This is a genomic window from Streptomyces sp. BK022, from assembly GCF_004217355.1.
Taxonomy (GTDB): domain Bacteria; phylum Actinomycetota; class Actinomycetes; order Streptomycetales; family Streptomycetaceae; genus Streptomyces; species Streptomyces griseoluteus.
Genome location: NZ_SHKU01000003.1, coordinates 453,507 through 466,626, shown reverse-complemented (window position 1 = coordinate 466,626; position 13,120 = coordinate 453,507). Strand labels below are relative to the sequence as shown.

Below are 13,120 nucleotides of genomic sequence, written 5' to 3'. Positions count from 1 at the left end.
ATGGCGATCGACACCCCAGTCCCCGTAACTCCCCCTACCGCCCTGCCCGTCGGCCCCGTCCGGCTCTCGGCGCGTGACCGGCTCGTCCTGTTCGTGCTCTGCGCGGCCCAGTTCATGGTCGCGCTCGACTTCTCGGTGCTGAACGTGGCGCTGCCCGAGCTGGGCGACGGCCTCGGCATGAGCCGTACGGCGCTGCAGTGGGCGGTCACCGCCTTCGCGCTGCCGTCCGGCGGCTTCCTGCTGCTGTTCGGCCGCGTCGGCGACCTCTTCGGCCGCCGCAGGCTGTTCCTGGCCGGGCTCACCCTGTTCGGCGCCGCCTCGGTGCTGGCGGCGCTGGCCTGGGACCCGGCGTCCTTCCTCACCGGCCGCGCCCTCCAGGGGCTCGGCGCGGCGGCGATCGTGCCGACCGGAATGTCACTGCTGACGACCACCTTCCCCGAGGGCCCGGCCCGCGACCGCGCGCTCGGCATCTCCGGCACGCTGCTGTCGCTGGGCTTCACCACCGGCATGATCGCGGGCGGCGCGCTGACCGACGCCTTCGGCTGGCGCTCCACGATGGCGCTGCTGGCCGTGTTCGCGCTGGTCGTGCTGCCGCTCGCGCCGGGCCTGCTGCCCGAGTCCCGTACCCCCGAGCGTCCCCGGCTGGACGTGCCCGGCGCCGTCACCGTCACCGCCGGTCTGCTGTCCCTGATCTACGCCCTGTCCACCGCCGCCGCCCAGGGCTTCGGCCGGGCGGACGTACTGACCTCCCTGGTGGCCGGGCTCGCGCTGCTGACCGGGTTCGGCGTGATCGAGTCCCGTACGGCCGCTCCGCTGGTCTCGCTGCCGATGCTGCGCCGCCGCACGGTGGCGTGGGGCAACCTGGGCGGGCTGGTCACCTTCTCGATGATGTCGGCCGTGGTGTTCGCCCTGACCCTGTACCTCCAGGAGGTCCTGCGGCTGTCGGCGTTCGAGACGGGGCTGGTCTTCGGGGTGCAGGGCGTGCTGTCGGCGGTGGCGGGCGTGCTGGCGCCGAGGGTGATCGGCCGGTTCGGCGCCCGCCGCACGCTGGCCGGCTCGCTGGCCGGGCAGGGACTCCTCACCGCCGCCCTGCTGCCGCTGAGCGCCGGGGGCTGGTCGGTGTGGCTGGCCGTGACCGCGGTGTCCCTGGCCAGCATGTGCCACCTGGGCGCGATCATCTCGTACGGCCTCACCGTCACCTCGAGTGTGGCGGACGGTGAACAGGGGCTGGCGACCGGGCTGGTGACCTCCACCCAGCAGGTCAGCCTCACGCTCGGGGTGCCCCTGCTGGGCGTGCTGGCCACCACCGGCGACGACCTGCTGGCCGGAGTCCACACGGTGATCGGGCTGTCCGCGCTGATCGTGCTCGGCGCGGCCGCCCTGATCACCCTCGGGCTGCGTCCCGTAAGGGCGTGACCTCAGTCCAGGGTCTGGGTGATCGCGCTGCGCGCGGCCGTGTGCTCCACGCGGCCGCGCGCGCCGTTGACCAGCGGCAGATACGGCGCGACATGCCCGCACTCCACGTCGGCGACGATCGGCACGCCCAGCGGGCCGAGCGCGTCGAGCACCGCCTCGTGCTGGGTCAGGGTGGAGCTGTCCGGGGCCTTGGTGCGGCCGACCAGGATCGCGGCGGCCCGGTCGAAGAACCCGGCGAGCCGCATCCCGTGCAGGTTCCGGCAGATGCTGAACGCGCTGTCCTCGCAGGCCTCCACGTACACCAACAGCGGCTCACCGGGCGCGAGTCCGGCGGTGTCCAGGTACGGGGTCCCGGCGAGGTTGGCCAGGATCTCGACGCAGCCGCCGATCAGCCGGCCACTCACGTCCACGTCCCCGGTGCCGTCCAGCCGGGTCCAGGTGCCCTCGGTGTCCAGCCCCGGATCACGGACACCGGGGTGGCGGACGAAGTCGTCCCAGCCGCCGGAGCGGTACCGGCCGGGCGGGGTCTGGGTGAACGGGCCGCCCTGCGGCGCCGCCACGACGTCCAGCCAGGACAGCAGGCCCTCAGGCGTCCCGTAGGGGGTGTCCATGAGGTTGTTGCCGTGCACGGTGGCCAGCCCGGAGCGCAGGGTCAGCGGCGCGAGCAGGCCCGAGACGTCGGAGTAGCCCACGACCCAGGTCGGCTCGGCCCGGCCGATCTCGGCGAAGTCCAGCAGCGGCAGCAGGTCGATGCCGGTCTCGCCGCCCCACGGGGGCACCACGGCCCGGATCTCGGGGTCGGTGAGCATCGCGGTGAGTTCGGCGGCCCGCTCGGCGGCCGGGGCGCTCACGTGACCGGAGCCGTCCATGCACCGGCCGACCGTCACCTCGTACCCGCGCGCCCTCAGGTCGGCCACGGCCACGTCGAGCCGGCCGCGCAGGGCGTCAGGGACCCCGCTGGAGGGCGAGGTCACGCCGATACGGTCTCCGGGGCGCAGGGGGCGCGGGTAGCGAGGGGTCATGCGGCGGATTCTGACACGGGGTCAGTGCGAGCCCGTAGGGGTTTTCAGGGGCGGTCGAGCTTCAGCCGCTCGGCCCTGGGCAGGCCCGCCACGACGAGGTCGTAGGAGTCCTCGACCAGTTCCTTGACCAGGGCGTCGGACAGGCCGGCGTCCACCGTGACGGTGTTCCAGTGCCGCTTGTTCATGTGGTAGCCCGGCACGATCAGGCCCTCGTGGTCGGCGCGGAGGCGCTGGGCGTCCTCCGGGTCGCACTTGAGGTTGACCGTCAGGGGCCGCGCGTCCAGTGCCGCCAGGGCGAACATCTTGCCCAGCACCTTGAAGACCGAGGTGTCCGGGTTGAAGGGGAACTCCTCCTCCACCGCGTTGAAGGACAGGCAGAGGGCGCGCAGCTCCTGGGGCGTCATTCCGTGCTCTCCTCCCGCGCCGGGACCCCGGCGGGCTCGACCAGTACCGTCACGATCTTGTTCCGGCGTCCGGCGGCGGCCTCGGCGGTCAGCTTCAGCCGTCGCTCGTCGGGCAGTTCGACCTCGGCGCTCGCGCCGGCGATGGGCACGCGGCCCAGTGCCTTCGCGAGCAGTCCGCCTACGGTTTCCACGTCCTCGTCGTCGTACTCCTCCAGCCCGTACAGCTCGCCGAGGTCGGTGATGTCCAGGCGGGCGGTGACCCGGTGGCGGCCCTCGCCGAGCTCCTCCACGGGCGGGAGTTCACGGTCGTACTCGTCGGTGATCTCGCCGACGATCTCCTCCAGGATGTCCTCGATGGTGACGATCCCGGCCGTGCCGCCGTACTCGTCGATGACGACGGCGACGTGGTTGCGCTCCTTCTGCATCTCGCGCAGCAGGTCGCCCGCGTTCTTGGTGTCGGGGACGAAGACGGCGGGGCGCATCGCGGTGGAGACCAGGTCGTTCTCGGCGTCGCGGTTGATGTGCGTCTTGCGGACCAGGTCCTTCAGATACACGATGCCGACGATGTCGTCCTCGCTCTCCCCGGTGACCGGGATGCGGGAGAACCCGGAGCGCAGGGCGAGGGTGAGGGCCTGCCGGATGGTCTTGTACCGCTCGATGACGACCAGGTCGGTGCGCGGGACCATCACCTCGCGGACCAGCGTGTCACCCAGCTCGAAGACGGAGTGCACCATGCGGCGCTCCTCGTCCTCGATCAGCGACTCCTGCTCGGCGAGGTCGACCATGGCGCGCAGCTCCGCCTCGGAGGCGAAGGGGCCGCGCCGGAAGCCCTTGCCGGGGGTGAGGGCGTTGCCGATGAGGATCAGCAGCGAGGGCACGGGGCCCATCACGCGGGCCAGCGGCAGCAGCACGTAGGCGGCCGCGGTGGCGGTACTCAGAGGGTGCTGGCGGCCGATGGTGCGGGGCGAGACGCCGACGGCGACGTACGACACCAGCACCATCACCGCGATGGCGACCAGCAGGGCCTGCCAGGTGGCGTCGAAGGCGCGCAGGCAGGCGTAGGTGACGAGGGCGGCGGCGGCCATCTCGCAGGCGACGCGGACCAGCAGCGCCACGTTGAGATAGCGGGTGGGGTCGGCGGCGACCTGCGCCAGCTTGGCGCTGCCCCGGCGGCCGGACTTGACGGCCTCCTCGGCGCGGAAGCTGGAGACGCGGGCGATGCCCGCCTCGGCGCAGGCGGCGAGCCAGGCCACGACGATCAGCGCGACCGCGCCGATCACGATCTGCGGACTCATCGGGATACCGGCCGCCCTACGAGACGGTCGGCGCCGGGGACGGCCCGGTCAGGCCGCGCTCGGCCCGCCAGCCGTCGACGATGGCGGCCTGGAGGCCGAACATCTCGGCCTTCTCGTCCGGCTCCTCGTGGTCGTAGCCGAGGAGGTGCAGGACGCCGTGGACGGTGAGGAGCTGGAGCTCCTCGTCCATGGAGTGCTGGGTGGGAGCGTCCTTGCCCTGCTGGGCCGCGACCTCCGGGCACAGGACGATGTCGCCGAGGAGCCCCTGCGGGGGCTCCTCGTCGTCCTTGCCCGGCGGGCGCAGCTCGTCCATCGGGAACGACATGACATCCGTCGGTCCCGGCAGGTCCATCCACTGGATGTGGAGCTGCTCCATGGCGTCGGCGTCCACGACGATCACCGACAGTTCGGAGAGCGGGTGGATGCGCATCCGGGCGAGCGCGTAGCGGGCGATGTCGAGCACCGCCTGCTCGTCCACCTCGGTGCCGGATTCGTTGTTGACGTCGATCGACATGGTCGTGCTGGTCTACTTCCCCTTGGAGCCCTTGGCGCCGGTCTTGCCCGTGCCCTCGTGGCTGTCGTACTTCTCGTACGCGTCGACGATACGGCCCACCAGCTTGTGCCGGACGACGTCCTGGGAGGAGAGCCGGGAGAAGTGGACGTCCTCCACGCCCTCCAGGATGTCCTGCACCTGGCGCAGACCGCTCTTGGTGCCGCCGGGGAGGTCGACCTGGGTGACGTCACCGGTGATGACGATCTTCGAGTCGAAGCCGAGGCGGGTGAGGAACATCTTCATCTGCTCGGGGCTGGTGTTCTGGGCCTCGTCCAGGATGATGAAGGCGTCGTTCAGGGTGCGGCCGCGCATGTACGCCAGCGGGGCGACCTCAATCGTGCCCGCCGCCATCAGGCGCGGGATCGAGTCGGGGTCGAGCATGTCGTGCAGCGCGTCGTAGAGCGGGCGCAGGTACGGGTCGATCTTCTCGTACAGGGTGCCGGGAAGGAAGCCGAGGCGTTCGCCGGCCTCGACCGCGGGGCGGGTCAGGATGATGCGGTTGACCTGCTTGGACTGGAGCGCCTGCACGGCCTTCGCCATGGCGAGGTAGGTCTTGCCGGTACCGGCGGGGCCGATGCCGAAGACGATGGTGTGCTTGTCGATGGCGTCGACGTAGCGCTTCTGGTTCAGGGTCTTGGGGCGGATCGTGCGGCCGCGCGAGGACAGGATGTTCTGCGTCAGCACCTCGGCCGGGGTCTCCGGGCCGTCGCTCGTCCCGTTGTCGCTCGCCTTGAGCATGGCGATCGAGCGTTCCACTGCGTCCTCCGTCATCGGCTGCCCGGTGCGGAGCACCAGCATCATCTCGTCGAACACGCGCTGGATCAGGGCGACTTCCGCCGGGTCGCCGACCGCGCTGATCTCGTTGCCCCGGACGTGGATGTCGGCCGCCGGGAAGGCCTTCTCGATCACGCGCAGGAGGGAGTCGCCGGAGCCCAGCACGGTCACCATCGGGTGCTGTGCGGGAACGCTGATCCGTGCTCTCGCCTGGTCCTGCGCGGAGGTGTGAGCTGTCGGTGTCTGAGTCATGGGCCGGCGCTGATGGCCTGCGATTCCTCCTCATCCCGGCCACCCCCAACGGCGGCCTCGGCCACTCCAGCCTACGCCGCCCCTCCGTCAACCCCGCAGCGGTTTTCACCCACGAGGGTGCCTGCGGCGCCTGGGCGGGTTAGGAGGGTGACCGGCGGGGCCCGAGGAGAAGGCGCCGGTCTGTCGGCGGGGGCCGGGGAGTTGCGGTGCCTCGCCGGGCGGCGGGGGGCGGCTCGGGCGGGCGGGCGGGCGGGGACGATGGTGGCGGCCGTCGGCGGGGCCCCCGGGGAGAGGTGGTGCCTCGCCGGGTAGCGAGGCGGGCACGAGGGTGGCGGTCCGTCGGCGGGGCCCCCGGGGAGAGGTGGTGCCTCGCCGGGCGGCGGGGGGGCCGGCTCGGGGGGCGGGGACGATGGTGGCGGTCCGTCGGCGGGGCCCCCGGGGAGAGGTGGTGCCTCGCCGGGTAGCGGGGCGGGCACGAGGGTGGCGGTCCGTCGGCGGGGCCCCCGGGGAGAGGTGGTGCCTCGCCGGGCGGCGGGGGCGGGCACGAGGGTGGCGGTCCGTCGGCGGGGCGCCCGGGAGGGGCGGTGCCTCGCCGGGCGGCGGGGGGGGCGGCTCGGGCGGGCGGGGACGAGGGTGGCGGTCCGTCGGCGGGGCTCCCGGGGAGAGGTGGCGCCTCGCCGGGTAGCGGGGCGGGCCACGGGTGGCTTCCGGCCGGTGCCGAGGCCTGCGGCGGAGCGGGCGCTGTCGGCCTGCGCCTCCATGGGCCGGCACGGCCGGGGGGTGCGCCGGTCCCCACGGCGCCGCGACGCGGCCGGGCAAGGTCGTACCGGTCACCGCTGGTGGCCGCCCGCGCCTGGACTCGTCGGGTGGCGAGCGACGCGGGGCGGCCGGTGTTCGGCTCCCTCCTCGGCAGGGCGGCTCCGGTGGCGAGTCCCTCGGCCAGGCCGCCGGAGGCGTTACGTGGTGCGGCCGAAACCGATCGTCGGGACTGCTCGGCGCAGTGGCCAGGGGCGGTCGAGGTGGGCGGGGATCAGGGGGTCCAGGAAGGAGTAGCGGCGCAGGGCCGCGGGGTTCTGGGTGTCGAGGGACTGGACCCGGCGCCACCAGGCGCCGATCTCGGACCAGCCGGGGGCGGAGAGGGAGCCGCCGAACTCCTGGACGGAGAGGGCGGCGGTGAGGCCGGCCAGGGCGAGGCGGTCGGCGAGGGGCCAGCCGGCGAGGGTGCCGGTGACGAAGCCTGCGACGAAGACGTCCCCGGCGCCGGTGGGGTCGAGGGCCTCCACCGCGATCGCGGGCACCTCGGCGGTCTCGCCGGTGCGCCGGTCCACCGCGTACGCGCCCTCCGCGCCGAGGGTGACGACCGCGACCGGTACGTGCTCGGTGAGGGCGTGCGCGGCCGCCTTGGGGCAGGTGGAGCCGGTGTACCGCATCGCCTCCTCCGCGTTGGGCAGGAACGCCTCGCAGTGCTCCAGGTCGGCGAGCCCGGACAGGTCCCAGGCACCGGTGTCGTCCCAGCCGACGTCGGCGAAGATCCGGGTGCCCTCACGGGCGGCCTGGGCGATCCAGGGCGCCCGGCGCCCCGGTGTGAGCGAGGCGACGGCGGCCCGCGCGGGGGGCGGGCAGTCGGGCGCGGGCTCCTCCGGGGGCGGCTCGTGGCCGTGGGAGATCATCGTGCGCTCCCCCTCGTAGGCCATGGAGACGGTCACCGGCGAGTGCCAGCCGGGCACCGTGCGCGAGGGGGTGAGGTCGATGCCCTCGCCCCGCGCGAGCGCGTCCCAGCAGTACTCCCCGTAGTGGTCGTCCCCGAAGGCCGCCGCCAGTGAGGTCCGCAGGCCGAGGCGGGCCAGCGCGGCGGCCATGTTGGCGACCCCGCCGGGGCTGGAGCCCATCCCGCGCGCCCAGGACTCGGTACCGCGCACGGGGGCGGTGTCCAGGCCGGTGAAGACGATGTCGAGGAAGACGGTGCCGGTGAGGTAGACGTCCCAGGGTGGATCGCCGGGGGCGCGCAGCGCGGCCAGCGGGTCGACCTGGGCCTGGTGGCGCGCTGTCTGGGTGAGGTGCTCCGGGTCGCCTCCGGTTTCCTCTCCGGCGATCGCGTGGGACGGCATCAGTGCGGGCTCCCTGACGTGGTACGGATCTGGCCAGTGTGCACCACCGACCGGCCGGTGACCGAGGGCCCGGCGGGTCGGGATCCGATGGACAGGGGGGCTCGCGGAATCACCAGCGGGGCATCACCGGCGTCCGCCAGTCCGCGACCGCGACCCGCATCGCCGCGCTGTCGTCGCGGTCGCGCAGGGTGCCGTCGGCCGTCGTCCAGCGGTGGTGCAGGCGGGCGAGGGCGTCCCGGTCGAGGTCGACGCCGAGGCCGGGGCGGTCGGAGACGGCGACATGGCCGCCGGTGAACGGCACGCGCTCGGTGAGCACGTCCTCGGCCTGCCACGGGTAGTGGGAGTCGCAGGCGTGGTGCAGGTTCGGGACGGTGGCGGCGACCTGGGTCATCGCGGCGAGGCTGATCCCGAGGTGGGTGTTGGAGTGCATGGACACCCCGACCCCGAAGGCGGCGCAGATCGCCGCGAGGTGCCCGGTGTTGCGCAGCCCGCCCCAGTAGTGGTGGTCGGAGAGCACCACCTGCACGGCGTCCCGGCCGAACGCCTCCTTGATCTCCTCGAAGGTGGTCACGCACATGTTGGTGGCCAGCGGCACGCCGGTCCGCGCGGCCACCTCGGCCATGGCGTCGGTGCCGAGCACCGGGTCCTCCAGATACTCCAGCAGGCCCCCGAGTTCGTCCGCCACCTTCAGCGCGGTCGGCACCGACCAGGCCCCGTTGGGGTCGAGCCGCAGCGGCCGCCCGGGGAACGCCTCGGCGAGGGCGCGTACCGCCGCGACCTCCTCCTCGGGCGCGAAGACCCCGCCCTTGAGCTTGAAGGAGGAGAAGCCGTGCCGCCCGGACAGCGCGCGGGCCTGCGCGACCACTCCGTCGGGGTCCAGCGCGGCACCCCATTCGTCCGCGTCCGCCCCGGGGTGCGCGGCCCACTTGTAGAAGAGGTAGGCGCTGTACTCGACGGAGTCCCGCAGCTTCCCGCCCAGCAGCGCGTGCACGGGCAGCCCGAGCGTCCGCCCCTGCGCGTCCAGGCAGGCGACCTCGAAGGCGGACAGCACGGACAGCCGGAGCTTGCCGGCGCTCTGCACCCCGCGCAGCCCGCCCGCGTCGACCGCGTCCCGCACCCGGCTCTCGTGCACCGTGAGGTCGAGCGAGAACAGGGCGTTCACATCCGTGACCGGGCGTCCGACGAGCCTGTCGGCCAGCGGGCGGGCCAGCTCCAGGTACCTGGTGTCGCCGTAGGTCTCCCCGAGCCCGGTCGCCCCGCCCGCCGTGACCACCTCCACGATCAGCCGGGGGGTGTACGGCTGGTGCACGCCCTGGGTGTTGAGCAGCGGCGGGTCGGCCACCAGGACCGGGGTCAGCCGCACTTCGGTGACGGTCAGCTCCGGGATCACAGGGCGGCTCCCACGAGGCCGAGTCCGGCGGCGAGGAGGTCCTTCAGCGCGGCGAGGTCGGCGGGCGAGGGGTCGATCAGGGGTGCCCGTACGGGGCCCACGCGGGCGCCCCTGAGCCGGGCCGCGGCCTTGACCAGGGAGACGGCGTATCCGGGTACCCGGTCGCGGAGTTCGACGAAGGGGACGTAGAAGCCGCGCAGCAGCCGGTCGGCCGTGTCGTCGTCCCCGGCGCGCAGCGCGGTGCGGAAGGCGCCGGCGATCTCGGGGGCGAAGGCGTGCACGGCAGAGGAGTAGGCGGGCACGCCGACCGCGGTGTAGGCGCGGGCCTGGACCTCGGCGGTGGCGGCGCCGTTGAAGAACAGGAAGTCCCCGGGCGCGGCCAGGGTGAGCCGCTGGAGGCGGTCGAGGTCGCTGTGCCCGTCCTTGAGCCCGATGACGTTCGGAAGGTCGGCGATGGTTCGCAACGAGTCGACCGTGTAGGCGACTTGGTCCCGCTGGTAGGCGATGAGGGGGAGCCGGGTGCGGGCGGCGAGGTGGGCGAGCTGGGCGACGAGCCCCTCCTGCGGGGCGGCGACGAGATAGTGCGGCAGCACCAGCAGGGCGTCCGCCCCGGCCTCCTCCGCGATCCGGGCGAAGCGCGCGGCCTGCGCCCAGCCGTAGCCGGCGCCGGCGACGACGGGGACCTGCCCGGCCGCCTCCTCGACGGCGACGGTGACGACCTGGCGGTACTCGTCCTCGTCCAGGGAGAAGAACTCCCCGGTGCCGCAGGCGGGGAAGAGGGCGCCGGGGGCGGCGGCGAGGCGGTCGGCCACATGGGCGCGGCAGCCCTCGCGGTCGAGGGTGCCGTCCTCGTGGAAGGCGGTGAGCGGGAAGGAGAGCACGCCCGCCGCCATCCCCTCCCGCAGCCGCCGGGCCACATCCTGCGGAGCGCCGCTCACCCGCACCATCTCCTCTTGTGAATGTCGTCCACGTATGAGAACAGAGGCTAGGTACACCCACCCAGGCCGTCAATGGGGTGGCATACGGGGCGGGTTGCGCACGGACGGAGGGAGCACCGGGGAGTGCGCGGAAGCAGGCGGGCGCGGAGCGGGGGCGCGCAGCAAAGAGCCCCACCCCGCTCGGAAGCGGGATGGGGCTCTGTTCGGAGCGCCGGGCAGGCCTTGCACCTGCATTTCCCCGCAGGAAGCGGGGCGTCTTTCCTTGGACCACCAACGCACTGTCCGCCACCGGGAGTTCCGGCGACCGCGACGTGAACAACCATAGCGCATCCCGGAGTTCTGTGCGATCACCGGCCGAGCGTTCGAGACCGAAATCGATCGTGCCTACCCGCTGCGACTCGGAGCAAACGTGATAGTGATCTGAATCACACAGTCCCGGCTTCTTCTCGAAACCGCGTGCTTGATACAACTTGCTCGCGCGCTCCCGTCGAACAGACGGCCGTCGCCCCTCCCCCCTCTTTCACTCCTCGTCGAGCTGTCGCTCACGCCTGCCCTGGGAACGCCCGTGTTCGCCCCCCGCTCCATGCCCTGGCCCCTCGTCGCCCTTTTCACGGCCGGGTACCTCGCCTCGTATCTGCTGCCGACCACGGTCGGCCGTCTCGACAGCGCGCTGCCGCTGTCCGCCACCCAGGCCGGCGCCATCGGCAGTGCCCTGCTGCTGAGTTCGGCCTCGGCCGGGTTCGCTCTGGCCGCCCGCGTGGACCGGTTCGGGGCCCGTGCGCTCGCCCGGCTGGGGATCGTCCTGGCCGTCCTCGGCTACGGCTCGGCCGCCCTCACCGACTCCGTGCCCGCCGTGGTGCTGGGCGCGGTCGTCGGCGGGTTCGGGTCCGGCACGATGACGGCGGTCGCCGCGAGCGGCATCGCCGCCGGACGCGACCCGCACCGGGCCACCACGTCCGGGCTGCTCGTGGTCTCCGCCCTGGCGGGCGCGCTGTATCTGACGATCCCTCGCCTGGGTCCGGGCCACGGCCTGCCGCTCGGCGCGGTCGCGCTCACCGCGCTCACCGTGTGGCCGTTCACCGGCCGCCTGCCCGCCCGTACCGCCCCGGTGGCCGGCCCCGGCGGCGTACGCCGGCCGCTCCCCCACCGCCGGGCCGGACTGCTGCTGGCCGCGACGATGCCGTGCTGGTCGCTGGCGCAGAACGCGCTGTGGGGCGTCAGCGGGCGCATCGGCCTCGGGCAGGCGCACCTCACCGAGATCACGGTCGGCGCGGTGTTCGCCATAGCGCTCGGCGCCGGTCTGCTGGGCGTGGTCGGCGCGGGCGCGCTGGGCCCCCGGCTGGGCCGCGCGCTGCCGATCGGTCTCGGCACGGCGCTGATCGCGGGCTGCATCGCGCTCAGCGCCTCGGCCACCGACCTGCCGTCCTTCGCGCTGGGCGAGATCGCGTGGAACCTCTGCTACCCGGTGGTGCTGTCCTACGTGATCAGCCTGGCCGCAGCGCTGGACGCCCGCGGCCGCTGGGCGGTCCTGGTCGGCTCCGCGGCGTCGCTGGGCACGGCGGCCGGTCCGCTGACCGGCAGCGTGCTGTCCGCTCGCGCGGGCTTCCCGGCGATGGGCGAGGTCCTGGCGGCGGTACTGCTGCTGGCGGCCGTCCCGATGACCGCGGTCGCCCTGCGGACGGCGCCCCGCCGCCTGCGGGTGGTGCGGATCCCGATCGCGGCCGCCCCTCGCACCGAGTTGGTCCCCGTCGGCGAGATCGCCCCGGTCCCCTTCCAGGACCTCCCCGTCGTGGAGATCTCCCTGCGGGAGACCCCTGTCCCGGACGCGGCCGGCAAGGACGTCCCCGGCGGGGAGATCCTGGTCGGCGGAGCCACCGTCCGGGACCTGTCCGCCAAGGGCATCCCGGTCGTGCGGATCCCCTTCACCGACGCCTCCGGCGCGACCGTCCCCGCCTGACTACGCCCGCTCGTGCGCGAACGCGTACGCCTCGACCTCCGCCAGGTACCGCGCCCGGCGGGGTTCGTCGTCCTCCAGGAAGGAGGCGAGGAAGGAGTTGCGGGCCAGCTCGCGCAGCCGGTCCTCGGTCAGGCCGAGGGTCTGCTGGACGGCGGTGAAGTTGTCGCCCGCGTAGCCGCCGAAGTAGGCGGGGTCGTCGGAGTTCACCGTGCACATCAGCCCCGCCTCCAGCATCGCCGGGAGCGGGTGGTCGGCCAGCGTGTCGACGGTGCGCAGGCGGACGTTGGACAGCGGGCACAGGGTCAGCGGGACGCGGTCCCGGACCAGCCGCTCGACCAGCGCCGGGTCCTCCACCGAGCGCAGCCCGTGGTCGATCCGCTCCACCCCGAGCAGGTCGAGGGCCTGGACGACGTACTCCGGCGGACCCTCCTCACCGGCGTGCGCCACGCGCCGCAGGCCGAGCGCGGCGGCGGCGGCGTAGACCTCGCGGAACTTCTCCGGCGGGTTGCCCACCTCGGCGGAGTCCAGGCCGACGCCGGTGATCCGGTCCAGGTACGGCCCCGCCGCGTCCAGCGTGGCGAGCGCCGACTCGGCGGACTCGTCCCGCAGGAAGCACATGATCAGCTTGGTCGAGACGCCATGGGTCTCCTCGCTGCGGCCCAGCGCCCGCCACAGCCCCTCGACCACGGTCCCCATCTGCACCCCGCGCGCGAGGTGGGCCTGCGGGTCGAAGAAGATCTCCGCGTGCCGCACACCCTGCGCGGCGGCGCGGGCGAGATAGGCGTCGGCCAGCTCCTCGAAGTCCCGCTCGGTGCGCAGGACGGCCATCAGCTCGTAGTACAGGTTCAGGAAGGACTGGAGGTCCTCGAACCGGTAGGCGTGGCGGAGGGCCTCGGTGTCGGCGTAGGGAAGCTCGACACCGTTGCGCTCTGCCAGACGGAACGCAAGCTCCGGCTCCAAGGTGCCTTCGATGTGCAGGTGCAGTTCAGCTTTGGGGAGGGGCATCGAAGT

Annotated in this window: 11 protein-coding genes; 2 read left to right on the top strand and 9 right to left on the bottom strand. The window is 73.5% G+C overall.

Annotation, left to right across the window (positions count from 1 at the left end; translation table 11 throughout):
- The gene (locus EV284_RS13610) at positions 1 to 1,416 is read left to right on the top strand and encodes an MFS transporter (RefSeq protein ID WP_130333692.1); all 1,416 of its coding nucleotides are present in this window, start codon (positions 1 to 3) and stop codon (positions 1,414 to 1,416) included.
- 2 nt (positions 1,417 to 1,418) lie between these two features.
- Here the strand turns inward: EV284_RS13610 and EV284_RS13605 are convergent, their stop codons facing one another.
- The 8 genes from EV284_RS13605 to EV284_RS13570 all read right to left on the bottom strand — a co-directional run bounded on the left by EV284_RS13605 (position 1,419) and on the right by EV284_RS13570 (position 10,161).
- A complete protein-coding gene (locus tag EV284_RS13605) occupies positions 1,419 to 2,438 on the bottom strand; it encodes a S66 peptidase family protein (RefSeq protein ID WP_130333690.1) in 1,020 nt (339 codons plus the stop codon).
- Positions 2,439 to 2,482: 44 nt separating this feature from the next.
- A complete protein-coding gene (locus EV284_RS13600; protein WP_130333688.1) occupies positions 2,483 to 2,842 on the bottom strand; it encodes an MmcQ/YjbR family DNA-binding protein in 360 nt (119 codons plus the stop codon).
- Positions 2,839 to 4,137 carry a hemolysin family protein gene (locus EV284_RS13595; RefSeq protein WP_130333686.1) on the bottom strand — a complete coding sequence of 433 codons (1,299 nt, stop codon included), beginning with the start codon at positions 4,135 to 4,137 and terminating at the stop codon, positions 2,839 to 2,841. Before EV284_RS13595 ends, EV284_RS13600 begins: the two co-directional genes overlap by 4 nt.
- 16 nt (positions 4,138 to 4,153) lie before the next feature.
- Complete coding sequence (ybeY, locus tag EV284_RS13590) at positions 4,154 to 4,651, bottom strand: rRNA maturation RNase YbeY (protein ID WP_030814839.1); 498 nt, start codon at positions 4,649 to 4,651, stop codon at positions 4,154 to 4,156.
- 12 nt (positions 4,652 to 4,663) lie between these two features.
- Positions 4,664 to 5,716, bottom strand: a complete 1,053-nt coding sequence (locus EV284_RS13585; protein ID WP_130333684.1) for a PhoH family protein — start codon at positions 5,714 to 5,716, stop codon at positions 4,664 to 4,666.
- Positions 5,717 to 6,672: 956 nt separating this feature from the next.
- A complete protein-coding gene (locus EV284_RS13580; RefSeq protein WP_130333682.1) occupies positions 6,673 to 7,824 on the bottom strand; it encodes a PfkB family carbohydrate kinase in 1,152 nt (383 codons plus the stop codon).
- Positions 7,825 to 7,933: 109 nt separating this feature from the next.
- Entirely contained in the window at positions 7,934 to 9,214 is a 1,281-nt protein-coding gene (locus tag EV284_RS13575; RefSeq protein ID WP_130333680.1) for a glucarate dehydratase family protein, read from the bottom strand.
- Complete coding sequence (locus EV284_RS13570; protein WP_130333678.1) at positions 9,211 to 10,161, bottom strand: 5-dehydro-4-deoxyglucarate dehydratase; 951 nt, start codon at positions 10,159 to 10,161, stop codon at positions 9,211 to 9,213. Before EV284_RS13570 ends, EV284_RS13575 begins: the two co-directional genes overlap by 4 nt.
- Before the next feature lie 556 nt (positions 10,162 to 10,717).
- Here EV284_RS13570 and EV284_RS13565 point away from each other — a divergent pair.
- The gene (locus tag EV284_RS13565; protein WP_242625666.1) at positions 10,718 to 12,109 is read left to right on the top strand and encodes an MFS transporter; all 1,392 of its coding nucleotides are present in this window, start codon (positions 10,718 to 10,720) and stop codon (positions 12,107 to 12,109) included.
- Here EV284_RS13565 and EV284_RS13560 read toward each other — a convergent pair whose 3' ends face one another.
- Positions 12,110 to 13,114 carry an adenosine deaminase gene (locus tag EV284_RS13560; RefSeq protein ID WP_130333676.1) on the bottom strand — a complete coding sequence of 335 codons (1,005 nt, stop codon included), beginning with the start codon at positions 13,112 to 13,114 and terminating at the stop codon, positions 12,110 to 12,112. It lies immediately after the preceding gene.
- Positions 13,115 to 13,120 lie beyond the last annotated feature (6 nt).

Coding starts and splice junctions, on each gene's coding strand:
- EV284_RS13610 (WP_130333692.1), top strand. CDS start 1: ATGGCGATCGACACCCCAGTCCCCGTAACTCCCCCTACCGCCCTGCCC.
- EV284_RS13605 (WP_130333690.1), bottom strand. CDS start 2,438: ATGACCCCTCGCTACCCGCGCCCCCTGCGCCCCGGAGACCGTATCGGC.
- EV284_RS13600 (WP_130333688.1), bottom strand. CDS start 2,842: ATGACGCCCCAGGAGCTGCGCGCCCTCTGCCTGTCCTTCAACGCGGTG.
- EV284_RS13595 (WP_130333686.1), bottom strand. CDS start 4,137: ATGAGTCCGCAGATCGTGATCGGCGCGGTCGCGCTGATCGTCGTGGCC.
- ybeY (WP_030814839.1), bottom strand. CDS start 4,651: ATGTCGATCGACGTCAACAACGAATCCGGCACCGAGGTGGACGAGCAG.
- EV284_RS13585 (WP_130333684.1), bottom strand. CDS start 5,716: ATGACTCAGACACCGACAGCTCACACCTCCGCGCAGGACCAGGCGAGA.
- EV284_RS13580 (WP_130333682.1), bottom strand. CDS start 7,824: ATGCCGTCCCACGCGATCGCCGGAGAGGAAACCGGAGGCGACCCGGAG.
- EV284_RS13570 (WP_130333678.1), bottom strand. CDS start 10,161: ATGGTGCGGGTGAGCGGCGCTCCGCAGGATGTGGCCCGGCGGCTGCGG.
- EV284_RS13560 (WP_130333676.1), bottom strand. CDS start 13,114: ATGCCCCTCCCCAAAGCTGAACTGCACCTGCACATCGAAGGCACCTTG.